Below are 23,080 nucleotides of genomic sequence, written 5' to 3'. Positions count from 1 at the left end.
TGGATCAGGGGGAGGTTCGGTGGGAAGCCTGCGTGTCGGTGACGTGTTTCGGTCCGCCCGGAACAGAGACCCGTCGATGGCCCGTATCGATGATCACCCGAATATCCACTACGTCACGGCTTTCACGGTCCTCGCTCAGATTCAGCTCAGCAAGGGAATCAACCCGATCGCCAAGGCCAAGGCTGTCGACGGGCAGCGCCGTCCGGCCGTCCTGATCCGTTCCAGCCCGTGGAAGGCCGGAACGGATGAGACGCCCTGGCATGACGTGTTCGACCTGGACAACGGCCGCGTGAGCTATTTCGGAGACCACAGGGTCGAACACGCAGTCCCGGTGGGCACGACTCAAGGCAACGCAGTGCTACTGGAGGTGCTGAGGGAACATCAGGCGACCACCCCCGAAGAGCGTGCGCTGGCCGCACCGCTGCTGCTCTTCGCAGCGGTATCGCGTAACGGGACTCCGAAGGGATACGTCGAGTTCTGCGGCGTGGCGGTTGTCGAAGGTGCCGAGCAGGTCGAGCAGGAGGCGAAAGGAAGGTTCTTTCCCAATTATCGCTACGATCTGAGTGTCATGGACCTGACTGCGGAAGGAGATCGAGTCGACTGGACGTGGATCGAGGATCGCGGAAGGCCCCGGCTCTCGGCTGCAGAAACGCTCCAGCGCGCTCCTCGCTCCTGGCGTCAATGGGTGGAGCAAGGGCATGCCGTGTTGCCCGAGTTGCGACGACGGCCCGCACGCGCAGGCAATGGCTCCGGTCGGGGTTCCCAGGGCGATGACCAGGGCCCCATGGCGCTGTTTCCCGTCCCTCGCCGACCGAACGACTCGGCTCCGACTCTTCGTGCACCGACCGGGGCGCCGGAGAATCTGACGGTCGACATGCTCATGCAGAAACTGAGAAACCTCAAAGTCCACCAGAGGAACGGCCGGCAGAGCAGGCACAAGCCGCTCGCCTTGCTGTGGGGTATCTCCCGTGTCGCTGCAGGAAAGCCTCCTCTTGCGCCGTGGCGGCAGTTCCGCGACGAGGTAGGAGGGCTGCTGGCCGAGTTCGGCCTTCCCGACTCTTCTGTGACCCCGGAGTACCCGTTCTGGCACCTGCGGACGAGTCAACTGTGGGATGTCCATGGCGTGCCACCCGAGCAGACTCACAAAGTGCATGCGGCAACGTTCGACAGACTGAATCCTGAGGGGGGAATGGTCCGGCAGGCCGAGAGGCTGCTGAGGGACGCCTGCGTGCGGTCCGAAGCGATCGCCGTCCTACGGGAGACCTATCTTGCCGACATCGACCAGCACACCCTGATGGAACGGTTGGGGCTGGCCGGTTACGAGAGAGCGAGCGGCGTCGTGGACTTCGCAGAGGACCACGAGAGGGAAGCCGACCCCGCCACACGGCGTACGGTCGCCTCATCTCGTATCGTCCGCGATACCGCTTTGGCGGCCCAGGTGAAGAAGCTGCACGGCGACCGCTGCCAGGTCTGCGGCCTACAGCTGCCTACGCGGTTCGGCACTTATAGCGAAGCCGCCCACATCCGCGGCCTGGGCCGTCCCCATAACGGCCCCGACGAACTGTCCAACCTACTGGTGCTGTGCCCGAACCATCACGTCCAGTTCGATACATTGGCGATCTACGTCGACTCGACCGGCATCGTCCGCACGACCGCCGACGGCAGATTCGTGGACAGACTTCGCCGGCACCCCGCTCACCGGCTCAGCGCGGCTCACCTTCGCTACCACCGGGCCCTGTGCGGCAGGGACACGACTGACCAACGTGTCACTCTGCGCGATCAGGAACCTTCACCATAGGCGTGGCCCCGCTTGAGACGTCACCTCAATTGGTGAGGTGCCGTCGGATGAACGGTGCAGCCCCCGGGACGAGTACGGCGAAGATGGTCAGCCGTCGAAGGCCGGACTGAGCGGCGAGTTCGCTTCCTCGGTGGCTGCCCCGGATCAGGAGCACGGCGACGAGCACATCGAACAGCGCCGGCGACGACCAGGAGCGGTTGAGCCACCCTGATGTCCAGTCATACGGGTGCAGGCCGTGGCCGAGGAGTTCGGTGGCGTGTGCGGAAGCGCCGACGAAGAGCAGGACGGCTGCGATGCTGCAGGCTGATATGACAGCCCGGCATGGGGTGTGGTGCGTCCATCCGATCACGCTGTCGCTCGTTCCACCTGCAGGTGTCACACGTCGGCTGTCCATCTGCGGGAGCAGATGAGGGTGGCTGCGATCCCAGCGAAGACCGGGAAGTGCTCGGCCTTGTGTTCGTGGCGACGGTGCAGGCGGTGGCAGCCGCCCCGACAGGCCGTCGTGCGCTCGATCGCCCAGTTCTGGCAGCAGCAGGACGAAACGGGCTGAGAGCGACCTGGTGAGAACATTGAGCTCACCTGCTTCAGTGCTGGGCATGTCCTCGCGCCGTCCAGGTGCCGGGCCCAAAGCTTTTGGCCCTGACTTGCAGCGGCGCCCCTGAGGGCTTCTCTCTGAACAGCTCACGGCGGCCGACGCGCGGCCGCCCCTGGAGGCACACGCCCGCACCTACGCGAAGACCCCGGCCTCAGCGTTTCCGCTGGTGACGGGGTCTTTGGGCACCTCATGCAGGGTGCCCCCGGCAGGATTCGAACCTGCGCACACGGCTCCGGAGGCCGTTGCGTTCCTAGGAGAAGTAGCTGGTCGCAGCCCTGTGCGTTCCCTGAAGGACGCGATCCGTCCACGCATGGTCCACGGTGCCATTAGTGTTGCCCGGCAAGTCGAGGGTGGCTACGGGACAGCACAAAAGGGCTAAATCGTGACAAATGTGACAGTTGCCTCAGTTTTCATCTCCTGCTACGACGCCATGCAGCGTGGCGAATTGATTCGCCGCAGGACCAGGCGGGATAAAGAGTTCCACTTTCAGGATTGGGTCGGTGACCGAATCACCGAAACAGGATTTTCATGGGAAGTAACCAAGCGGAACAAATATCCTGACTACGTCATGACTGACTACCTCGAAGGATTCGAGGTGAAGGGCTTGGAGACTCCCGGAAGGCAGGCAGATTTCGACTGCAATAGCCAGCTCGCGACGGGCATGCACGAAGGGAGATCAGTTTACTACATCTTCGGACGCTACCCGAAAAGATTCGAGGGAGATCAGTTCCCAGTCCTTGACCTAGTAATCTGTCATGGTGATTTCTTGAACGCTCACCATGACTATGTGCATAAGAATGACAGCTTCCGCGATTTTGGATCCTATGGCGATATCTTGGTGCGTGATCGGAAGATGTATGTCGCTCCTACGCCTTATGCATTGGCGGATGGCCTGAATTCGAATTGCACATTGATCGCACCTAAGGGCGAGGTGCTTGACGGGGCTGATAGTCTGAGGGAGGTCGGCTCCTTGATTCGGGCCGATGCTGATAAGATTGCAGCTAAGTACACCTTCGACTTTCGCGATAACTCATTGCGCACGGAGTTGACAGATAATCCGACAGCCGGATTTACTCGCGCCTTCACTGCGTTTAGGGCAAAGAGTGATCCGGCTGGTGAAGTTGGCATGAAGCCCGTGAGGCGTATCCCACGACAGCCCCTACTGGATGAAAACGATGAACCATTCTGATCACTTGGCTCTTTTCGACGCTGACGTGCAATGTCATCGGGGCATCCCAAGCTCGTCCGCGCTAGAAGCGGCGTTTCCTGCGGTCGAACTCAGCAAGATCGCAGAGAATGAGTCATGGCGTAAGGAAGTTCATCGCCCGGCTACGAGTACTCATAAATGGTGGGCCAAGCGCTTGGGGAGTGTTTTCCGCGGCATCATTGCGGCTGCAGTAACTGAAGCAGACGGCGACGCCCTTAAGACTTACAGCAGCGCTACGAATCTTGATGGCTTGGTTGTGCTTGATCCGTTCGCGGGTTCCGGTACGACTGTTGTCGAAGCAGCAAAAATGGGCGCAAGCGTCATCGGTTCGGATATTAATCCGGTTGCTACTCTGGTTCAACGTCAGGCTGTACAGCAATGGGATGTTTCTGAATTGCGCCGAGCCTTCAAGCTTGTCGAGTCACAATGCCGTGAAGAGATTGATCGAGTTCATCGTACTGAAAACGGCGAGCCGGTTCTCTACTATTTCTGGGTCACAGTAGCCCACTGCCCCAATTGCGAGGTAAGCACCCGGCTTTTCTCGACCCATGTTTTCTCGCAGCACGCTTATCCTAAAAGGGTTCCTGAGGCGCAAATCGTTTGCCCGGTATGCTTGGACGTACAGGCTGGACGATACGACTTTGCATCAGCGGAATGCCGCAACGGCCATAAGTTTGAGCGCGTCGGCGCAGTGAATCGCACCCAAGTTACGTGCGCCAACGGGCATACCTCCAAAGTGCTTGATGCTTTGAAGGGGAAAGCCCCGAAGCGTGAAATGTATGCAAAGCTTGTTCTGGGGTTTGACGGGAAGAAGCGGTATGAACCCATCAACGCCTTTGATAGGTCTCTGTATGCAGAGTGCGTTGACCTGCTGCAAACCAATGAACGTGACCTCGTGCTGCCGGTTGGTCAACTTGAGCTGGGGGAGAACACCCGCCAGGCGATGCGGTGGGGATTCACTGAATGGCGTCAATTCTTTAATGAGCGGCAACTTTATTCGCTGGGGTTGCTCGGTTCTGCGATTCGTGATGTAAGCGCGGGCGATGCCGAGCGAGAGGCCCTAGTTGCACTATTCTCAGGAACGCTCGAATTTAACAACATGTTCTGTTCCTTCAAGGGGGAAGGGACAGGTGCCGTCAGGCACATGTTCAGTCATCACATCCTCAAACCTGAGCGTACGCCCCTCGAGGCACACCCTTGGGGCACACCTGCGTCGTCTGGATCATTTTCTACGCTTTTTCGTAGCCGAATTATTCGCGCACACGACTACAAGACGGATCCCTTTGACCAGGTGCTGATTAATGGCACTGTACAGAGGACCACAGGCTTGTCTGTCCCGTTCGAGGGGAAGCCCCTCGACGCATGGCCCGAGCAGGGGCTTAGAACCAGGCAGATTTACATCCGGAACGGTGATTCGTCCCGCACCGATCTGCCTTCAGGGTCCGTGGACCTCATCGTGACTGATCCACCCTATATGGATAACGTCCACTACTCGGAACTTGCCGATTTCTTCCACGCTTGGCTCATGGGGATGGAGCCTTTTTCGGGATACCCATCATTTTCCCAGACAACAAGAAGAATGGAAGAGGTGCAGAGCGCTGATCCGAGGCAGTTCGGTGATGCGATCTCGCGTGTCTGGGAGGAATGCGAGCGCATTTTGAAGCCGGGAGGCTTGTTGGCTTTCACCTTTCACCAGGCTCGCTTGACAGGGTGGGTAAGCCTTGTGGAGGCACTGACTAACGCCGGACTTGGGGTTACGGCTATTCAACCTATCAAGGGTGAGATGAGCACGAGTGTCACGAAGGGTGGAAGTGAACCCTCGAACCTTGATTCGATCATCGTATGCAGGAAAAGGAAAGAAATTCCTCCCGGTTCCAACTTGCCCGAGGCTGCAGCGGCACGAGGAGAGAGGCTACTGCGTGAATTGCAGGAGGCAGGTATTGACGTTGGCGTCGGAGACGTAAAATCGGTAATCCGTGGGCATGTGCTCGCGACTTACACGCTCGGTCAAGGACTGACTCTTTCAGACCTGTCAGAGCTGGCTGAGTCCCTGACGAGCAGGAGCGTGGTTCGTCTCTGCAGTGCGAGTGTCAGCAGCTGACGCGATGAGCTTTGTGGTTCAGCGGTAGCCAATGGAGCTTCGGCCGGCACTGATACGCGAGGTTGGCGTAGCGACTTTGGCCGGGAGCTGCTTTGGCGCGAGTGATCATGGCCCCGTAAGCTTCCGGCGCGTCGGGCAGTCTGTGGACCTGCCCGCTAAAGCACGACGTTGGGGCCATGATCTTCGAGGCTCGCGCCAAAGTGGCTGGCTAAAGTCGCGGAGCCGACCGTCCCAGGCACGGTTTTGTAACGTCAGGCGACTGATACCTATGCGCGACACAGGACGGTCAGGCTCTACGCGATGAACGGAGTGAACTGCAGAGATTGCTCTGTTCATCGCTCGCGTCGGTCACTGCACGCAGATCCGGGGCCCCTGAATCCCGGCCGCACGGGCTGGATAGGACCCTGCCATGAGGGATCGAGCTCTGCTGGTCCCACTGCATCGTTGCTGGAATTGACCGGATACGCCCCCGCGCAATTCGTGCTGTCGGGGCTCTGCGCGGATGGCGAGGCTTGCCAGTTATGGGCGAGAGGTCGACCAGGGCCTGTTGACATCGGCAGCGGTGATGGGTGATGACCTCAAAGGAGGATGCCGTTGCCGCGCTGATCAGGTGGTGTTTGCTGTCTCCTGCGGTCGACCGCTGTCGTGCTCGTCTGACGTTTCACCGGCAAGGGAATCAAGGAACTCCGCATCTGCAAGGAGCGCGGAGATCTCTGTGCTTAGAGAACTAACTTTCCCAACGAAGATTACGTCCGGCGTCAGCGTCATTCCGATGCAACCGTCCTCTGCTTGCAATGCATCCTTTGCCAGACAATGCGCTTGAATGTCCTCGTCTTTGAGAGTGTGGATTCTTGCTGCACGCAACCGTGACGATCCCTTTTCAATGCCGAAGACCGTGTCACCCACCGAGATTTCCGTGGCCTCTAGAGCGATGATATGAGCCTTTGGCTTCGCGTAGTACTGCTTGACGTAACCGACAAGCGCCGGGGATAGATGCAGGAAGGTTGCTTTTCTGATCTCGTCGAATATCGCGGTGACCAGCTTCTTGAGGACCTCGCAGATTGCTGTCAGGATGTCGGAACTAGCCAAATCGACGTAGTCTCCGTGAGCGATTTCATTTCGGCGACTTACCAAGTCCGCTAGAATGCTTTCGACATCCTTGTACAGTCCCGACAGGAGTCCATCCTGTAGCGTCTTGATATCGATCTTACCGATTGAGTCGCTAAAGTTTACGTTTACCCTCCTCAGCAAATCTGACAGCATGTCGCCTTTAAGGTTCCTGTCATGGAAGCTGAGCGCAATTCCGCTAAGGGTGTAGTCCTCCGCTCCGTCGAGACATGACGCCAAACTGCGTAGCATCTCATCGATATCGTTTCGATCTAGACGGCCGCCGCTATCCCTGGTAAGCAGTTGCCGGGCTTGGCTGTCATGGGCCTTTTGAATGTTCTCAGGCAAGTCTGTGTACTCGGGAAAAAAAGTGGCGCACAGGGATGCGTAACGCGCAATGATGTCATCCACGAACTGCTCGAGGCACCCATATAGATTGATGATAGACCCCGAGTAAACGAGGCGGCGCCATTCCGAGTTTCGTGCCGATTCCCTTGTCTCTGTAAGTGACTGCAGCTTCTCATCAAACTCCAGAGCTGAGAGGATTTCGTCAAAGCGCGCGAGAGCGGCCTTCAAGATTCCATGCATGCTCAGCTCCGGCCGTTCAAGTGGCCGTCAAGAAACCCTAGGTAAAGCTTGTTGCGCTCGGCTAGGTCGCGAGTATTGACCCTGCGACCGTCGATTCGATCTCCGTTTTCTTCGTAGAACCGGTCGATCCCTTCACGGATCGCGAATCGCTTATCCACTAGCTCGGTGCTTCGTGAGAGTCTTTGGCTAAAAGCAAGCATCAGAGGTTCGTACGCAACAATGGCCGGCTCTTCAATCCATTGCCACTGCCCGTTCCGGAAACGCTTTAGCCAGAACGCGCGGTGGGTCATGACTTGCTCTACCAGATCAGAGGTCTGAACGAACAATGCTCCCAGCTTGGTCAGAAGCTCGGGCTTGTACCCGTTCGCAGCCTTGAGGTAGGAGTCAAGGAAGAGTTTCAGATTTCTTGGGTTGCGCGACCCGGCAATCAATCTTTGCCGGTATGCGAAGAACCGTAGCACCAATTCGACGTCGTACATCGATCGGTAATAGGGGTGGTTTTCTGGTGACGATTCGCCCTCTTCGCCGTCTTGTTCATTGCTCGTAGTCGTAATACCCCAGAGGCGGCGAAAGCTAGGCGTCTCGGCCAGCTCAAGGCACAGGCGGTTCATAGGGCCCGGCAGCAGGGCATTCCGAGATTCCTGTGCAGTCAGATCTACGCCACCGCTATTAATGCGCTCGAAGACGAGCTGTTTCAGTAGATCTGCTTCGCGGCCTGAAGGTCCGCCAGTTTCATGCAAGAGAATGACAGCGCTAAGGTAGCGGCGGTCGATGCCGCGTTGCGACATTTCATCCAAGTCGGAGTAGCGCTTACCGTTATGCTGCGGGAAGTACTGGAGATCTCGGAGGGTGTAGCTATCTTTATAGAACTCAGAAATGGCAGTTAGGCGCTGAAGGCCGTCCATAACTTCGAACTTGCTGAGTTCTGCCTCGTAAAGGAAGATCGGAGGAATGGGCACGTTAAGCATGATGGATTCGATGAGTCTAGACTGCTTATCGGGGTTCCATCGATGGCGGCGCTGGAAATCTGGGTTTAGATTCCATTCTTTCCCTGCCACTAGGTCGGGAATCTGAGCGACCTGGTAACGGGCTTGTTCCGTCACGATGCGGAAGTCGCCTTGCCTGTGCTTCGCGGCTTCGTCTATTCTCTGGTCGATGTTCTCTTGAAAGTTAACTCGCTCACCAGGTAGAAGGATTGGAGACTGCCTTGCGGTGGCATCTTCCTCTACGGTGAAAAGGCTCTGATCGTGAGCTTGAGGTCGTGAATTTTGCTCCGCCATGTGATGCCACCGTTCGCTCTCTGTCGATCGCTCGAGATGAGTTGTATCCAAGCAGATCGTAAAGGCAGTCGGGGGCAGTCTGTATCGCACAAATGAGCGATCTCGGCAGATTTATTTGGGACAATATGGGTTAGGTGTCCGCAAAGGGGGCTCCGATGGTCCTGTCCTGGCTTCTCAGCGCGCGGCACGGGCGCCGGCCGGGCTGGAGCGGGGCGGAGACAGGAGCGCAGGCCCGGCCGGGGGCCGTGCCGCGCGCGGTGAGCGGAGCGAGCTGCCTTGAACCCGTAGAGAAGGTTGTAACTCAGTCCGCGTGGTGGGGATCGAAGCTGCCAGCGCAGAACGGAAGTTCGGTGTCCCGCCGGTGTGCGAGGGGCAGGAAGAGCACCGGCCGGATGGTCCATGTGATGTGGGTGCCGGCCTGCGTGATGGTCAGGGTGCAGGGTTCGGAGCGTATGAGGGCCTGGACGGTCTCAGTCCGTTCTTCGTACAGCCAGGTCCACACCTGCTTCGAAGCATCGGCGTCGAGTGCTGGTGAGATGGTGTGGAGGGCGATGGCGACCCATCGGCTTGCCTGGGGTGCCGAGTAGGCGTCGAAGGACGCCCGGAGTACCGGGGCCTCGGTGGTGGTGGGGTCCTGGGTCCAGCATTCGCACCAGTAGCCGCGGGTGAGGCTGTTCACGGCATCGCTCCTGTCGGGTGAGCCACGAGCACGTAGCGGGTGTTCTCGTCGTGGAAGGTGAGCTGGTAGCCGGTGCCTGCGGTCAGGTAGGCGAGGGCGCGTTCGTGCTCGGCCTCGTCGGTCAACCAGCACAAGGCCGGTTGCGCATGGGGGGCATCGAGCTGGTCCGCGACGTGCCGCGTGCGCTCCTGTAACCAGCGCAGTGCCAGGCGTGGGCTCGCTGCGTCGTGTGCTCCTAGAGGGATGGCGCCGACCTCGTGCAGGGGGTAGGCGGCGGCCCTGCACCGGTAGGGGAGGAACGGGCGGCGCGCGTCCGCTGCCCGATGGCGTGGGGGCCTCAGCATGGGTGCTCCTCTGGGGAGCCGGCCCCGGTGAGGAGTTCCGCGGTGACCGTGTAGCCGCCGTGGTGGTCGCGGACGACGACCCGGTGGGCGAGCGCGTTGACCATGCTCAGGCCCCGGCCGTGTTCGGTCCGCTCGCCTTGTTGCCGGGCCTTCGGGACCGTACTGGCGCCGCCCTCGTCCGTCACTGACAGGGCTACCACCCGCGGGGAGACGGCGACCGCCAGGTGGAAGCTGCCGGACTGCGTGCCGCTGGCCGTGTAGAGGACGGCGTTCGCGCTCAGTTCGCTCACGATCAGCTCGGCGTCGTCGACCAGGGGAGATCCGCGCAGGATGTCCCGGGTCCAGCGGCGGGCTCGGCTGACCTCTTCGGGGAAACCTGGGCAAGACAGTCCCCAGACCCGGGCCGTACTCGTATACTCGTGCATACAAGTTCCTTCATGCTGGTAGGCCGCCATGTGCAGCGGGTTCGGGCTAGACGAGTTTCACTCCGTCGTGGGCGCGGACGGCCGGCGGGGATATCGCGTCGAGTGCGTCCAGGACGCGGATCGCGTACGCCTCGTCGGCGAGTTCGGTGACCTCCTCACGGGTGGCCCAGCGCAGCGCGCGGGTCTCCTCGCCCGTGGTGGGCGTGCCGTCGGCGGCCTCGCAGCGGAAGACCAGGGAGACGATCAGGCCCTTCATGTTCTTGTAGACGCCGGTCAGGGTCGCGGGAAGCGCGATCTTGATACCGGTCTCTTCGAGAACTTCGCGCTGGAGGGCTTCGGGAATGGTCTCCTCGCGTTCGAGGACTCCGCCCGGAGGTTCCCAGTGGCCGTTGTCGCGGCGCTTGATCAGGAGGGCCCGCCCCTGGTCGTCGACGATGACTCCGGCGACGCTCACGGAATGCGGACGGTCGGTGCTCACGGTCCTCGGCCCTCTCGGCTGGCTAGGCTCTCCACCGTAGCAACAACACTCACCCACTCGTCTAGATACCTAAAGGAGTACACGTGCCCCCTCTCTCCTCCGGCCTGCTCGGCGCCCTCGACCCCACGAGCGATCGTGCGGTCTTCCGGCAGATCGCCGACCAGCTGCGCGAAGCCATCGACCGCGGCCGCTTCAAGGAGGGCGAGAAGCTGCCCTCCGAAGCCGAGCTCGTGGAGCACTACGGGGTGTCCCGGATGACCGTCCGCAACTCCTTCTCCGTCCTCCAAGGGGAAGGGCTCGTGCACGCCGAACACGGCAAGGGCGTCTTCGTGCGACCACGGCCGCCCGTGCGACGACTCGCCTCCGACCGGTTCGCCCGGCGCCATCGGGAGCAGGGCAAGTCCGCGTTCATCGTGGAAGCGGACGCGGCCGGCAGTCACCCTCAGGTCGACAGTCTGGAGGTCAAGGAGGAGAAGGCCAGCCAGGACGTCTCCACCCGGCTCGGGTCCGTGCGCCGCGTGCTCGCCCGTCGCCGGCGCTACCTGCTGGACGGCCGTCCGGTGGAGTTCGCCACGTCGTACCTGCCGCTCGACATCGCGCGCGGTACGCCGATCGCCGAACCCAATCCGGGGCCCGGCGGCATCTACGCCCGTCTTGAGGAGCTGGGCCACCGCCTGGACCACTTCGAGGAGGAGATCCGCGCCCGGATGCCCTCGCCGGCCGAGGTCAAGACGCTCCACCTGGCCTCCGGTGTGCCCGTGATCCACCTGATCCGGACCGCGTACGACACGGAGGGGCGGGCCGTGGAGGTCTGCGACACGGTGATGGCGGCGGACGCGTACGTCCTGTCGTACCAGCTCCCGGCGACCTGATCGCGTGGGCGGTGGCGGTGCGCGGGGGCGTCTCTCCGAACTCGTACACCCCAACAGGCATACTCGTATAGACGAGTGGGCAAGTTGTGTGGCAAGGTGGTTGTCGTTCCCGGAGATCGGGTTCGAAGGCCGCATCTTGTATAGACGAGTAGATGGGGAGAAGTTTTGCGTACCATCCGCGTGGAGACCTCGGCCGCGACGATCCTGCTGACCGAGGCCGCCGAGCCTAAGGTCCGCGACCGGCAGACGGGCGAGGTCGCCAAGGACGCCGTGAGCGGTGAGGCGCTGATGACGATCGGCGTCGTCTACATCGAGGACGGGGAATCGTCGCTGATCAAGGTCACGGTTCCGGAGAGCGGCGTTTCCGAGGGGCTGGTCCTCGGCTCGCCGGTCTCGCTGCCGGGGCTGGTGGCCCGCCCGTGGGAGAGCGTCTTCAACGGGCAGCAGCGGCACGGCATCGCCTTCCGCGCCGCCGCCGTCACCCCGGCCGCCTTCCCGGCCGCCGTGGGGGCCGCCTGATGACCGACCTGACGACGCTCCTGGAGGTGGGTGGCCCCCTCGCCGCACTCGGCGGCGGGGCCGCCTACGCCCGGGCCAAGCACCCGGCGGTCTACTGGTCCGCGGTCGGCCTGCCGGTCTCCACGGTCCGGCTGCTCGGCTCGTACGGCTCGGTCATGGAGGCGTGCGGCCTGACCGTGGCGCCCTCCCGGCTGCGGGTCCTGGCGGTCAAGGCCGCCACTCGCCGCGAGGTCCGGCCCGTGTCGCCCCGCCGGGGCATGATCCGGCCCACCTCGACCGGATTACGGCTCCGGCTGCGGCTCGCTCCGGGGCAGGAACCGGCGGACGTGGCGGCCTCGGCCGAACGGCTGCGGCACGCCTGGGGCGTCCACGCCGTGTACGTGAGGACGGTCAAGCCGGGTGTCGTCGAACTCCGGCTCGTCGGCTTCGACGTGCTGCGGCAGGTGCGGATGCCCCGCAAGGTCGACGCCGGGCTGTTGAAGGTGCCCGTCGCGCTGCGCGAGGACGCGACCCCCTTCGTACGCGACTACCGGACCATCCCGCACCAGCTCACCCTCGGCGCGACGCTGTCCGGCAAGTCCATGTACCTGCGTCACCTCGTCGCCGGCCTCGCCCGTCAGCCGGTCGCCCTGGTCGGCATCGACTGCAAGCGGGGCGTGGAGCTGGCGCCGTTCGCCGCCCGGCTGTCGGCTCTCGCGACCGACCCGGAACAGGCGGCCGAGCTGCTGCCCATGCTCGTGAGGGAAATGGAGGACCGGTACGACCTGATCAAGGCCCGGCAGGGCATCGCACCCGACACCCCGGCGGAGGAGATCACCTCCGACGTCTGGGGTCTGCCGGAGAACGAACGGCCCACACCGATCGTGCTGTTCGTGGACGAGGTGGCGGAACTTTTCCTCGTCGCCACGAAGAAGGACGAGGAACGCCGGGACGAGATGGTCACTCAGCTCATCCGTCTCGCCCAGCTCGGCCGGGCCGCCGGCATCTACCTGGAGGTGTGCGGGCAGCGCTTCGGCGCCGAGCTGGGCAAGGGGGCGACCATGCTGCGGGCCCAGTTGACCGGCCGCGTCTGCCACCGCGTCAACGACGAAGCCTCCGCCAAGATGGCGCTCGGCGACATCGCGCCCGAAGCGGTCATGGCCGCCTGTGCCATCGCCCCCGAACGGCCGGGCCTGGCCGTGGCCGGTGACACCTCCGGCGGCTGGTCCCGCATCAGAACCCCGTACCTCTCCCTCGGGGAGGCCGCCGACATCTGCCGCAAGGCGGCGCACCTGGTGCCCGACCTGCCCGCGCTCAAGCCCTTCCGGCCCGACGTGCCCGTACGGCCGGTCGAACCCCCGGCTCCGGTCGTCCAGCCGCGTCCGGCGACCGGCTGACCGCCCCCTTCCCGACCCGGTCGGCGTGACCGTCTCACGCCACGTCCCTACCCCTCCCATGCCCGAATCCGAAAAGGAGCCGCCGCATGCGCGTCCACCTGGCCCGCGTCGACGCGGTGCTCGTCCAAGCGGTCATCGCCGCCGCGCTGTCCTTCGCCCACCTGCACGACCTCGCCTCGGCGGCCGGGCAGGACGGGTGGAAGGCGTGGGCCTACCCCATATCGGTCGACCTGCTGCTCGTCGCTGCCTGGCGCCAGCTGCGGACCGGCGATGCGAAAGCGGCCGGGTGGTGCTGGTTCGTGATCGCGCTCGCCGCCTCCCTCGGCGCGAACGTCGCCACCGCCGGCCTGCTGGACATGGACCAGGTCCCGGCCTGGCTGCGCATCCTCGTCGCGGGCTGGCCCGCGGTCGCCTTCCTCGGCGGAACCCTCCTCGCCCACTCCCCGCCGCCGACGGCGGACAAGGAAACCGAATCCGCCCAGCGCGATGAGGACACCGAGGACCAGGAGGACGACTCCGAACCCCCGCCCGAGGAACCGTCCACCCGGCCCGCAGCCTTGGAAGCACCACCCGCGCGGCCCGCCGTGGCCGTTCCGGCTGCCCTGGTCGAGCACGCCCGCAAAGTCGCCGCCGAGCACCACGCCCGTACCGGAGCACCCATCGACACCTCGACCCTGCGCGCCCGCCTCGGCGTCCCCGCGCCCCTGGCCGAAGCCATCGCCGCCCACCTCTGAGAGGAGACCCGCATGACTGCCCGTCGCCGCTTCCGCTCCGTCATCCGCATCGGCCCGGTACAGGTCGGCACCTACTACGACGGCCGCGGCCGGGAGAAGCACACCGCCGTCTGCACGGCCCCGCGCTGCGGCTTCTCCGCCGACTACGACAGCCGCGCCGCCGCCGAGCTGGCCGCCCGCACCCACCGCTGCCCCGTCCGCTGAGAGGACCCGCACACCGTGACCGTCAGCCTGCCGCTCGTCGTCATCCTCGGCTTCTTCGCCTGGGGAGCGGTCAAGTTTCTCGGCGTCCGCACCTGGATCGTCGTCGTGATCGCCCTCTTCGGCTTCTGGCTCTCGCAGACCTTCATGGCCCCGGCCATCGAGTCCGGTACGCGCTCCGGCGTGGACATCATCAACGGCTCACATGACTAGACGAGTAGGTAAGAAGAGCTTCGCCGTGTTCCTGCCCAAGTACCCCGACAGCCCCACTCCGCCGCCCGCGCACACCCACACTGCGGCCGACCAGGTGCTCGCCCGGCGTCCGGTCCCGCAGGTCTCCGTCAACACCGGAGCGGTCGCGGCCCTCCTCGTCGGCGGCGTCGTGCTGACCGCGCTCCTGGCCGCCGTCGCCGTCACGGCCGTCTCCGTGGCCGTCGCCGCCGTGGTCCTGCGCTCGCTGCTCCGCGACCAGCACCGCCGCTGACGCACCGGACCCCCGGGGCGGCCTCGATACCGCCAAGCATCCGCCGCTCCGGGGCCCTCTCCCTCCAGCCGAACCAGAAGGAGAAAGCCATCATCACCCGCGCCACTCCGCCCCCGCTCCGCGAACTCGGCGAACTGGCCGCCCTCGGCACCATGCCCGCACTCCTGCGCCAACTCGCCGGCCTCGGCGGCTGCACGCACCCGATCCGCCTCGACGGCCACCGCACCGAGCACGACATCGACACCCGCACCGGCGAGATCGGCCGCGTCCTCCAGCACCTCGACTCGGCCGACCTCCCGGCCGGACAGCTCCTCGTGCGCTGCAACAACCGGCGTACGACCCGGTGCGCGGCCTGCGCCGAGGTCTACCGCCGCGACACCTTCCACCTGATCACCGCCGGACTGCGCGGCGGCAAGGGCGTCCCCGAACAGGTCGCCACCCACCCGCGGGTCTTCGCCACCTTCACCGCTCCCGGCTTCGGCCCGGTCCACAACCGCGCCACCGGCCCGGCCGGCACGGTCCGCCCCTGCCGCTGCGGCGCCCGCCACGACCAGGACGACGCCGTACTCGGCACCGCCCTCGACCCGGACACCTACGACTACGAAGCCGCCGTTCTGTGGAACGCGCACGCCGGTCCGCTGTGGCGACGCTTCTCCATCTACCTGCGCCGGGAGGTCGCCAAGCGCGCCGGCCTCACCCAACGGGCCTTCCGCGAACACGCCCGGGTCTCCTTCGCCAAGGTCGCCGAGTACCAGAAGCGCGGCGCCGTCCACTTCCACGCCGTGATCCGCATCGACGGCCCCGACGGCGGCGACACTCCGCCCCCGGCCTGGGCCACCGCCGAGCTGCTGACCGACGCCATCCGGGCCGCCGCCACCGCCGCCTGCGTGGACGGGCCGGTCATCGACGGCCGCGCCCACACCTTCGCCTTCGGCCGACAGCTCGACATCCGTACGATCCGCTCGGCCGACTTCGACGGCGGCCGGGAGCTGACCGAACGGGCCGTCGCCGCCTACATCGCCAAGTACGCCACCAAGGGCGCCGAGACGGCGACGGGCGCCCTCGACCGGCCGCTGAAGTTCGCCGCCGAGCTGGCCCAGCTCGACATCAGCGACCACGCCCGCCGCCTCATCCGCACCGCTTGGACCCTCGGCGCCCGCAAGGACCTCGAACACCTCCGCCTGCGCGCCTGGGCCCACATGCTCGGCTTCCGCGGCCACTTCTCCACCAAGTCCCGCCGCTACTCCACCACCCTCGGCGCCCTCCGCGACGCCCGCGCCGCATGGCGCCGCGCACAGGCGGCCACCACACCACCCGAGCACGACACCGAGAACGACACGACGTACGTCCTCGCCCACTGGGCCTTCGCCGGAACCGGCCTGTCCGACGCCGAAGCCTGGCTCACCGCATCCCTCACACCCGCCCCCGGAACGGAAGGAGAACCGACATGGACCACCGCCGCGACGAGCTGATGACTGTCCCCCAGGTCCTGGAAGAACTGGGCGGTGTTTCTCGCCGGACGTTCTACAGGTGGCGTGAGCTGGGTCTGGGGCCGGCTGCTTTCAAGCTGCCCAACGGAGAGTTGCGGGTGTGGCGGAGTGACTTCACCACGTGGCTTCGGCAGTTGGAGGCGGCGGCGTGAAGTCTCTCGACGTGAAGGTCTGGGGCGTCCGCAAGCGGGACACCAAGACGCCCTCGTACGGGGTCCGCTGGTCTGTTGCGGGCAACGTCTTCTCGGAGTCCTTCCGGACCAAGGCGCTTGCCGACCACTACCGCACCAAGATCATGCGCGCGATGCGCGACGGCGAGGAATTCGACACGGGGACGGGTCTGCCGGCTTCGATGGAAGAGAAGAAGTCGGCCGTGTCGTGGTATGCCTTCGCTCTCAGGTACCTCGCTATGAAGTGGCCCCATGCCGCCCCCAACACACGGGACGGCATCAACGAATCCCTCACCAGCGTGACACTGGAACTCCTCGACGAGCGCGCGGGCCGGCCGTCCGACGAGACGATTCGCAAAGCGCTGCGCAACTGGGCCTTCGTATTGCCGGGGCCCGATGACCGGGAAGTCCCGGAGGACGTGCGGAACGTTCTTCACTGGGTGTCCAAGGCGTCCCGGCCGCTCACCGATCTCGCTGAACCGGCCACGGCTCGCGCGGTCCTCGACTCGCTGAAGCTCAAACTCGACGGCACGGCGGCAGCAGCGGAAACCGTGCGGCGCAAGCGTCGGACGCTCGTTAATGCCGCGAATTACGCCGTCGATCTGGGGGAGTTGCGGGAGAACCCCATTACGGCTGTCCGCTGGCAGAAGCCGAAGGTGTCCAACCAGGTCGACCCACGGGTCGTCGCCAACCCGGAGCAGGCACGGAATCTCCTGACGGCGGTTTCCTACGTGGGCGGGTACCGGCGTGCCCGCGGTCGTCGCCTCGTGGGTCTGTTCGCCGCCATGTACTTCGGCGGGCTCCGGCCGGCGGAAGCGGTCGGCCTGGTCGAGACGGACTTGAACCTTCCCGACCACGGTTGGGGTTCGGCGCTGCTCCACCGCACCCGCCCGTCCGCCGGGAAGCAGTGGACCGACTCGGGGGAGACCCACGACGACCGCGGATTGAAGAACCGGCCGACCGAGGACGTCAGGCGGGTGCCCATCCCGCCCCACCTCGTCACCGTGTTCCGCGAGCACCTGGCCACCTTCGGCACGGCGGACGACGGACGGCTGTTCTTCAGCGAGAAGGGCTCGGTCGTCCCGTCCTCGACCTACTACCGCGTGTGGCAGGAAGCCCGACTCCTCGCGCTTCCGCCCGCCGTGGCGGCCTCGCCGCTCGCGAGCCGGCCGTACGACCTCCGGCATTCGGCGCTGTCGACGTGGCTCAACGCCGGTGTCGACCCGACCGAGGTGGCCGAACGCGCCGGCAACAGCGTCGAGGTCCTGCTGACCCGCTACGCGAAGTGCCTCGACGGGCGGCAGGACGTCGCCAACCGGCGCATCGAGGATCTGCTCCGCGAGTACGACTGACACTATCCGCCCACGTTCGAGGCCCCTGGCATCCCGTCCAGGGGCCTCGTTGTTTCCGCGGGCTCACCTGCGGCAACGCTTCAAGATCCCGTCCACGCCTCGTCCACGGACCCCGACATGCGGCCGCTCGGCGCTGCATCTGACTGCACATACGCGAAGACCCCGGCCTCAGCGTTTCCGCTGGTGACGGGGTCTTTGGGCACCTCATGCAGGGTGCCCCCGGCAGGATTCGAACCTGCGCACACGGCTCCGGAGGCCGTTGCTCTATCCCCTGAGCTACGGGGGCGTCCGCCGTGTTTCGCGGCGACGGGTAGAACCCTACCAGCTCCTGGAGGGTGCCCGTGAACAGGTATTTCCGGTGGTCGGGCGGTGGGGGGTCCCCCGCGCGGGGTGGAAGTGGCGAAAACCCGGACGCGGGGGCGGGGCGGGACCTACTCTCGAGTTGTGTCAGGCGTCTCCGGGCGGGTGCTGGTTGTGGACGACAACCGGGTCATCCGGCAGCTGATCAGGGTCAACCTCGAGCTGGAGGGCTTCGAGGTCGTGACCGCGGCCGACGGTGCCGAATGTCTGGAAGTCATCCATCGGTTCCAACCCGATCTGGTCACTCTCGACGTGGTCATGCCGCGCCTGGACGGGCTGCGCACCGCCGCCCTGCTCCGCGCCGACGAGCGGACCCGACACCTGCCGGTCGCGATCATCAGCGCGTGCGACGAGGGCGAGGTGGAGAGCGGCCTGGAAGTCGGGGTGGACGCCTTCCTCGCCAAGCCCTTCGAGCCGGCCGAGCTCGTCCAGCTGGTACGCGGTCTCCTCCTGCCCCCGATGGACGGCCGGCACGACACCGGCCGGGCGGGTACGACCCAGGGCTGAACCCCGGGGTTGGATCCGGGGCGGGGGATCGGGCTCGCGGGGTGTGCGGGGGATGGGGTGGCGTCTCGGGACGGTGGGTGCTCTGGGACGTGGAACCCTTCGGGATGGAGAACGCTCCGGGATGGAGAACGCCCCGGGGCGGAGAGCATCTCGGGGCGGAGAGGGCCTCGGGAGGCACAGAGCGCTTCGGAGTGGGGAGAGTGCCGGGCCCGTGGGTGCCCCGGCCCGGCGGCTGCCCGGCCCGGCGGCCGCGCTCCGGTTCGGTGCCTGCCCGGGCTGACGCCCGCCCCCGCCCGGTGACCACCCCGGGTTGATGCCCGCCCCGGTCCGGTGCCCGCCCCCGTCCGGTGGCCGCCCGAGCCGACCGGTGCGTCAGGGGAGGAGCGCGCCGGGAGACGAGCAGGTCAGGGGAAGCACGTCGGGAAGGAAGCGGGGAAGTGGCCGCCCCCGCCCGCCGGGTGTCCTCCGGGTGTCCTCCCGGCGGCCTTCGGGTGTGGAGGGGCGGGGGGCGGGGTGGTTTTCGGTCGGGTACGGCGTTCTGTTGACCGTATTCCGAAACAGGTTCGCGTTCCCTCCCCCCTCCTCGCCTACGCTTGTCCCGTGACCCCCGCCGATCTCTCGCTCACCGTGCTGCGCGCCGTGCGGCGTGCCGTCGGCGACGGGGCCCTGGCCGTGCGCGAGGTGCCCCCGCGGGTCGTCGTCGAGCGGCCCCGCGCCGGGGGGTGCGGGGACTGGGCGACGAACGCCGCGCTCCAGCTCGCCGGGCCCGCCGCGCTCCCGCCCCGGCAGGTCGCCGAGGTGCTGCGCGAGCGGCTCCTGGACGTGCCCGGCATCGAGCGGGTCGACATCACCGGCCCCGGGTTCCTCAACCTCACCCTCCGCCCCGGCACCCGCGCCGAGGCCGGCCGGCTCCTCGTCCGGGACGTCCGCGAGCACGGGCCGCGGTACGGGCACGGGGACGCGCTCGGCCGGCTCCCCGAGTACGAGGTCCGCTTCCTCCTCCCGGAGGGCGCCGACCTCCGCCTCCGGGCCCTCACGCACTGCGTCGTCGCCCTCCTGCGCTCCCAGGGCGCCCCCGCCCGCGTGGACGGCGCCCCCACCTCCCGCCGCCTCCACGCACTCCCCCCGCACTACGACGTCGCCGCCGCCCTCGGGCCCGACGCCCGCCGGTGGGCGCTGCTGCGGCCCGCCGCGCACGACCGGGTCCTCGACGCCGCGCCGCTGCTCCGCCTGACCGAGGCGGACAACCCCCTCTTCACCGTCCAGTACGCGCACGCCCGCTCCCGCGCCCTCCTCCGCAACGCCGCCGACCTCGGCTTCACCGGCGCGTACGAGGAGGAGGCCGACGCCCCGGAGCTGCTCGCCGCGCTCGCCGACCACCCCTCCGTGCTCCTCGCCGCCGCCCGGCACCACGCCCCGGACCGGCTCGCCCGGCACCTGGAGGCCACCGCCGACGCGTTCCTCGGGTTCCAGCACACGGTGCTGCCCCGCGGTGACGAGAAACCCTCGGCCGCCCACCGCTCCCGGCTCGCCCTCGCCGAAGCCGCCGGGACGGTGCTGGCCGGCGGCCTGTCCCTGCTCGGCGTCACCGCCCCCGACCACCTGTGACAGCTGTGAGAGAGACATGAGCCGTTCCGCGCACCCCGCCGGCCCCCGCCACGCCGACGTCCTCCCCGAAGGCCACTACAGCGCGCCGCCCGCCGACCTCAACCACCTCGACGGCAAGGTGTGGGCCCGCACCGTGCGGCGCGGCGACGACGGGGTCCTGACCGTGGGCGGCATCCCCGTCACCTCCCTCGCCGAGGAGTTCGGGACGCCCGCGTACGTCCTCGACGAGTCCGACTTCCGCGCCCGCTGCCGGGCCTGGGCCGACGCCTTCGGCGAGGACGCCGACGTGTTCTACGCCGGCAAGGCGTTCCTCTCCCGCGCCGTCGTGCGGTGGCTGCACGAGGAGGGGCTGAACCTCGACGTGTGCTCCGGCGGCGAACTCGCCACCGCGCTCTCCGCCGGCATGCCCGCCGAGCGCATCGCCTTCCACGGCAACAACAAGAGCGCGGAGGAGATCCGGCGGGCCGTCGAGGCGGGCGTCGGGCGGATCGTCCTCGACTCCTTCCAGGAGATCGTGCGCGTCGCCCACGCCGCCCAGGCCCTCGGCCGGCGGCAGCGCGTGCAGATCCGGGTGACGGTCGGCGTCGAGGCGCACACCCACGAGTTCATCGCCACCGCGCACGAGGACCAGAAGTTCGGTCTCGCCCTCGCCGGCGGGCAGGCCGCCGAGGCCGTGCGGCGCGCGCTGCGGCTCGACGGGCTCGAACTGGTCGGCATCCACTCCCACATCGGGTCGCAGATCTTCGACATGGCGGGCTTCGAGGTCGCCGCCCGCCGCGTCGTCTCCCTCCTCGCCGAGGTGCGCGACGAGCACGGCGTCGAGCTGCCCGAGATCGACCTCGGCGGCGGACTCGGCATCGCGTACACGTCGGACGACGACCCCCGCGAGCCGCACGAGATCGCCAAGGCGCTCGGCGAGATCGTCCGCCGCGAGTGCGAGGCCGCCGGGCTCGCCACGCCGCGGATCTCCGTCGAGCCCGGCCGCGCCATCGCCGGCCCGGCCGCGTTCACCGTGTACGAGGTCGGTACCGTCAAGCCGCTGGAGGGGCTGCGCACGTACGTCTCCGTCGACGGCGGCATGTCGGACAACATCCGCACCGCGCTGTACGACGCCGAGTACAGCGTCGCGCTGGTCTCCCGCACGTCCGACGCCGAGCCGATGCTCAGCCGGGTCGTCGGCAAGCACTGCGAGAGCGGCGACATCGTCGTCCGGGACGCGTTCCTGCCCGCCGACCTCGCGCCGGGCGACCTGATCGCCGTGCCCGCGACCGGCGCGTACTGCCGCTCCATGGCCAGCAACTACAACCATGTGCTCCGCCCGCCCGTCGTCGCCGTCGCCGACGGCGCGGCGCGGGTGATCGTCCGGCGCGAGACGGAGGAAGATCTCCTGCGTCTCGATGTCGGCTGATGAAATAGATGTCTCAGGATCCGGACGGGGGATAGAAACTCCCGTCCGGTGAGTGAGACTGGACCACCGTAGAAATACGCAGAAGGACAGGAAACGAGGTCGGATGATGCGTACGCGTCCGCTGAAGGTGGCGCTGCTGGGCTGTGGAGTGGTCGGCTCAGAGGTGGCGCGCATCATGACGACGCACGCCGACGACCTCGCCGCGCGCATCGGCGCCCCGGTCGAGCTCGCCGGCGTGGCCGTCCGCCGGCCCTCCAAGGTCCGCGAGGGCATCGACCCCGAGCTGATCACCACCGACGCCATGGCGCTCGTCAAACGCGGCGACATCGACGTGGTCGTCGAGGTCATCGGAGGGGTCGAGCCCGCCCGCACCCTGATCACCACCGCCTTCGAGCAGGGCGCGTCCGTCGTCTCCGCGAACAAGGCGCTCCTCGCCCAGGACGGCGCGGCGCTGCACGCCGCCGCCGAGGAGCACGGCCGGGACCTCTACTACGAGGCGGCCGTCGCGGGCGCGATCCCGCTGATCCGGCCGCTGCGCGAGTCCCTCGCCGGCGACAAGGTCAACCGCGTCCTCGGCATCGTCAACGGCACGACGAACTTCATCCTCGACAAGATGGACACGTCCGGCGCCGGCTACTCGGAGGCGCTCGACGAGGCCACCGCCCTCGGGTACGCGGAGGCCGACCCGACCGCCGACGTGGAGGGCTTCGACGCTGCCGCCAAGGCCGCCATCCTCGCCGGCATCGCCTTCCACACGCGGGTGCGCCTCGACGACGTGTACCGCGAGGGGATGACCGAGGTCACCGCCGCCGACTTCGCCTCCGCCAAGCGGATGGGGTGCACCATCAAGCTGCTCGCGATCTGTGAGCGGGCCGCCGACGGCGAGTCCGTCACCGCGCGGGTGCACCCCGCGATGATCCCGCTCAGCCACCCGCTGGCCTCCGTGCGCGGCGCCTACAACGCCGTGTTCGTCGAGTCCGAGGCGGCCGGGCAGCTCATGTTCTACGGTCCGGGCGCCGGCGGTTCGCCGACCGCGTCCGCCGTGCTCGGCGACCTGGTCGCCGTCTGCCGCAACCGCCTCAACGACGCGACGGGCCCCGGCGACTCCGCGTACACCCAGCTGCCCGTGAGCTCCATGGGCGAGGTCGTCACGCGGTACCACATCAGTCTCGACGTGGCCGACAAGCCGGGTGTGCTCGCCCAGGTGGCGACGGTCTTCGCCGAGCACGGCGTGTCGATCGACACCGTCCGCCAGCAGGGCAAGGACGGGGAGGCCAGCCTCGTCGTCGTCACCCACCGCGCGCCCGACGCCGCCCTGGGCGGGACGGTCGCGGCGCTGCGCAAGCTCGACACCGTGCGCGGTGTCGCCAGCATCATGCGTGTTGAAGGGGAGTAGA

At 66.4% G+C, this 23,080-nt stretch carries 24 protein-coding genes and 1 tRNA gene; 17 read left to right on the top strand and 8 right to left on the bottom strand.

The genetic code is table 11. From position 1 onward, the window contains the following. Nucleotides 1–76 precede the first annotated feature (76 nt). Nucleotides 77–1,798, top strand: coding sequence for a phosphorothioated DNA-binding restriction endonuclease family protein (locus tag IE106_RS00635; protein ID WP_189529238.1), 1,722 nt, complete (start codon nt 77–79; stop codon nt 1,796–1,798). A gap of 25 nt (nt 1,799–1,823) precedes the next feature. Here IE106_RS00635 and IE106_RS00630 read toward each other — a convergent pair whose 3' ends face one another. Beyond that, nucleotides 1,824–2,147, bottom strand: coding sequence for a hypothetical protein (locus IE106_RS00630; RefSeq protein WP_229839901.1), 324 nt, complete (start codon nt 2,145–2,147; stop codon nt 1,824–1,826). Between the two features lie 628 nt (nt 2,148–2,775). Here IE106_RS00630 and IE106_RS30040 point away from each other — a divergent pair. Continuing rightward, a complete protein-coding gene (locus tag IE106_RS30040; protein ID WP_229839900.1) occupies nt 2,776–3,582 on the top strand; it encodes a hypothetical protein in 807 nt (268 codons plus the stop codon). Beyond that, nucleotides 3,569–5,701 carry a DNA methyltransferase gene (locus IE106_RS00620; protein ID WP_189529237.1) on the top strand — a complete coding sequence of 711 codons (2,133 nt, stop codon included), beginning with the start codon at nt 3,569–3,571 and terminating at the stop codon, nt 5,699–5,701. Before IE106_RS30040 ends, IE106_RS00620 begins: the two co-directional genes overlap by 14 nt. Before the next feature lie 606 nt (nt 5,702–6,307). Here IE106_RS00620 and IE106_RS00615 read toward each other — a convergent pair. From IE106_RS00615 to IE106_RS00590, 6 genes are all read right to left on the bottom strand, one after another. Next, nucleotides 6,308–7,396 (bottom strand): MAE_28990/MAE_18760 family HEPN-like nuclease, encoded by a 1,089-nt coding sequence (locus tag IE106_RS00615; protein ID WP_189529236.1) that lies wholly within the window; start codon nt 7,394–7,396, stop codon nt 6,308–6,310. Between the two features lie 2 nt (nt 7,397–7,398). Continuing rightward, the gene (locus IE106_RS00610; protein ID WP_189529235.1) at nt 7,399–8,676 is read right to left on the bottom strand and encodes a DUF262 domain-containing protein; all 1,278 of its coding nucleotides are present in this window, start codon (nt 8,674–8,676) and stop codon (nt 7,399–7,401) included. Between the two features lie 301 nt (nt 8,677–8,977). Next, the gene (locus IE106_RS00605) at nt 8,978–9,355 is read right to left on the bottom strand and encodes a hypothetical protein (RefSeq protein WP_189529234.1); all 378 of its coding nucleotides are present in this window, start codon (nt 9,353–9,355) and stop codon (nt 8,978–8,980) included. Beyond that, entirely contained in the window at nt 9,352–9,480 is a 129-nt protein-coding gene (locus tag IE106_RS30635) for a hypothetical protein (RefSeq protein WP_268255268.1), read from the bottom strand. Before IE106_RS30635 ends, IE106_RS00605 begins: the two co-directional genes overlap by 4 nt. Nucleotides 9,481–9,692: 212 nt before the next feature. Then, complete coding sequence (locus tag IE106_RS00595) at nt 9,693–10,124, bottom strand: ATP-binding protein (protein WP_189529232.1); 432 nt, start codon at nt 10,122–10,124, stop codon at nt 9,693–9,695. A 46-nt stretch (nt 10,125–10,170) separates the two neighbouring features. Beyond that, nucleotides 10,171–10,578, bottom strand: coding sequence for an NUDIX hydrolase (locus IE106_RS00590; protein WP_189529231.1), 408 nt, complete (start codon nt 10,576–10,578; stop codon nt 10,171–10,173). A gap of 107 nt (nt 10,579–10,685) precedes the next feature. Here IE106_RS00590 and IE106_RS00585 point away from each other — a divergent pair, with 107 nt between their 5' ends. The 10 genes from IE106_RS00585 to IE106_RS00540 all read left to right on the top strand — a co-directional run bounded on the left by IE106_RS00585 (nt 10,686) and on the right by IE106_RS00540 (nt 17,800). Next, nucleotides 10,686–11,474, top strand: coding sequence for a GntR family transcriptional regulator (locus IE106_RS00585; RefSeq protein WP_189529230.1), 789 nt, complete (start codon nt 10,686–10,688; stop codon nt 11,472–11,474). Nucleotides 11,475–11,639: 165 nt separating this feature from the next. Beyond that, nucleotides 11,640–11,993, top strand: a complete 354-nt coding sequence (locus tag IE106_RS00580) for an SCO3933 family regulatory protein (RefSeq protein WP_189529229.1) — start codon at nt 11,640–11,642, stop codon at nt 11,991–11,993. Further along, entirely contained in the window at nt 11,993–13,369 is a 1,377-nt protein-coding gene (locus IE106_RS00575) for an FtsK/SpoIIIE domain-containing protein (RefSeq protein ID WP_189529228.1), read from the top strand. Before IE106_RS00580 ends, IE106_RS00575 begins: the two co-directional genes overlap by 1 nt. Nucleotides 13,370–13,455: 86 nt before the next feature. Next, on the top strand, nt 13,456–14,103 hold the full coding sequence (locus tag IE106_RS00570; protein WP_189529227.1) for a DUF2637 domain-containing protein: 648 nt from the start codon (nt 13,456–13,458) through the stop codon (nt 14,101–14,103). 12 nt (nt 14,104–14,115) lie between these two features. Continuing rightward, complete coding sequence (locus IE106_RS00565; protein ID WP_189529226.1) at nt 14,116–14,307, top strand: mobile element transfer protein; 192 nt, start codon at nt 14,116–14,118, stop codon at nt 14,305–14,307. Between the two features lie 15 nt (nt 14,308–14,322). After that, nucleotides 14,323–14,517, top strand: a complete 195-nt coding sequence (locus tag IE106_RS00560) for a hypothetical protein (RefSeq protein WP_189529225.1) — start codon at nt 14,323–14,325, stop codon at nt 14,515–14,517. A gap of 25 nt (nt 14,518–14,542) precedes the next feature. Then, nucleotides 14,543–14,788: a SpdD protein gene (locus IE106_RS00555; RefSeq protein ID WP_189529897.1), complete on the top strand. Its 246-nt coding sequence runs from the start codon at nt 14,543–14,545 to the stop codon at nt 14,786–14,788. A gap of 152 nt (nt 14,789–14,940) precedes the next feature. Then, nucleotides 14,941–16,260, top strand: coding sequence for a replication initiator (locus tag IE106_RS00550; protein ID WP_189529224.1), 1,320 nt, complete (start codon nt 14,941–14,943; stop codon nt 16,258–16,260). Continuing rightward, nucleotides 16,236–16,430 (top strand): helix-turn-helix transcriptional regulator, encoded by a 195-nt coding sequence (locus IE106_RS00545; RefSeq protein ID WP_189529223.1) that lies wholly within the window; start codon nt 16,236–16,238, stop codon nt 16,428–16,430. The genes IE106_RS00550 and IE106_RS00545 overlap by 25 nt, the downstream gene beginning before the upstream one ends. Next, a complete protein-coding gene (locus IE106_RS00540) occupies nt 16,427–17,800 on the top strand; it encodes a tyrosine-type recombinase/integrase (RefSeq protein WP_189529222.1) in 1,374 nt (457 codons plus the stop codon). Before IE106_RS00545 ends, IE106_RS00540 begins: the two co-directional genes overlap by 4 nt. A 214-nt stretch (nt 17,801–18,014) precedes the next feature. Here the strand turns inward: IE106_RS00540 and IE106_RS00535 are convergent. Then, nucleotides 18,015–18,086: transfer RNA gene (locus IE106_RS00535), tRNA-Arg, on the bottom strand. Nucleotides 18,087–18,190: 104 nt separating this feature from the next. Between IE106_RS00535 and IE106_RS00530 the strand changes: the two genes are divergently transcribed. The 4 genes from IE106_RS00530 (at nt 18,191) to IE106_RS00515 (ending at nt 23,079) form a co-directional block, all read left to right on the top strand. Then, a complete protein-coding gene (locus IE106_RS00530) occupies nt 18,191–18,667 on the top strand; it encodes a response regulator (protein ID WP_189529221.1) in 477 nt (158 codons plus the stop codon). Between the two features lie 600 nt (nt 18,668–19,267). Next, a complete protein-coding gene (gene nrtL / locus IE106_RS00525) occupies nt 19,268–20,275 on the top strand; it encodes an ArgS-related anticodon-binding protein NrtL (RefSeq protein WP_189529220.1) in 1,008 nt (335 codons plus the stop codon). 16 nt (nt 20,276–20,291) lie between these two features. Then, nucleotides 20,292–21,683 (top strand): diaminopimelate decarboxylase, encoded by a 1,392-nt coding sequence (gene lysA / locus IE106_RS00520; protein ID WP_189529219.1) that lies wholly within the window; start codon nt 20,292–20,294, stop codon nt 21,681–21,683. Nucleotides 21,684–21,789: 106 nt separating this feature from the next. Beyond that, the gene (locus tag IE106_RS00515; protein ID WP_189529895.1) at nt 21,790–23,079 is read left to right on the top strand and encodes a homoserine dehydrogenase; all 1,290 of its coding nucleotides are present in this window, start codon (nt 21,790–21,792) and stop codon (nt 23,077–23,079) included. Nucleotide 23,080 lies beyond the last annotated feature (1 nt).

Origin of the sequence: Streptomyces roseolilacinus (genome assembly GCF_014649335.1) — a bacterium.
Lineage (GTDB): Bacteria > Actinomycetota > Actinomycetes > Streptomycetales > Streptomycetaceae > Streptomyces > Streptomyces roseolilacinus.
The sequence above is the reverse complement of the archived record's forward strand: the minus strand, read 5'-3'. Positions and strand labels throughout refer to the sequence as shown.

What these genes read in the sequence shown, in the direction of transcription:
- IE106_RS00635 (WP_189529238.1), top strand. Translation starts at nt 77, where the DNA reads ATGGCCCGTATCGATGATCACCCGAATATCCACTACGTCACGGCTTTC.
- IE106_RS00620 (WP_189529237.1), top strand. Translation starts at nt 3,569, where the DNA reads ATGAACCATTCTGATCACTTGGCTCTTTTCGACGCTGACGTGCAATGT.
- IE106_RS00615 (WP_189529236.1), bottom strand. Translation starts at nt 7,396, where the DNA reads ATGCATGGAATCTTGAAGGCCGCTCTCGCGCGCTTTGACGAAATCCTC.
- IE106_RS00610 (WP_189529235.1), bottom strand. Translation starts at nt 8,676, where the DNA reads ATGGCGGAGCAAAATTCACGACCTCAAGCTCACGATCAGAGCCTTTTC.
- IE106_RS00595 (WP_189529232.1), bottom strand. Translation starts at nt 10,124, where the DNA reads ATGCACGAGTATACGAGTACGGCCCGGGTCTGGGGACTGTCTTGCCCA.
- IE106_RS00575 (WP_189529228.1), top strand. Translation starts at nt 11,993, where the DNA reads ATGACCGACCTGACGACGCTCCTGGAGGTGGGTGGCCCCCTCGCCGCA.
- IE106_RS00570 (WP_189529227.1), top strand. Translation starts at nt 13,456, where the DNA reads ATGCGCGTCCACCTGGCCCGCGTCGACGCGGTGCTCGTCCAAGCGGTC.
- IE106_RS00565 (WP_189529226.1), top strand. Translation starts at nt 14,116, where the DNA reads ATGACTGCCCGTCGCCGCTTCCGCTCCGTCATCCGCATCGGCCCGGTA.
- IE106_RS00550 (WP_189529224.1), top strand. Translation starts at nt 14,941, where the DNA reads ATGCCCGCACTCCTGCGCCAACTCGCCGGCCTCGGCGGCTGCACGCAC.
- IE106_RS00545 (WP_189529223.1), top strand. Translation starts at nt 16,236, where the DNA reads ATGGACCACCGCCGCGACGAGCTGATGACTGTCCCCCAGGTCCTGGAA.
- lysA (WP_189529219.1), top strand. Translation starts at nt 20,292, where the DNA reads ATGAGCCGTTCCGCGCACCCCGCCGGCCCCCGCCACGCCGACGTCCTC.
- IE106_RS00515 (WP_189529895.1), top strand. Translation starts at nt 21,790, where the DNA reads ATGCGTACGCGTCCGCTGAAGGTGGCGCTGCTGGGCTGTGGAGTGGTC.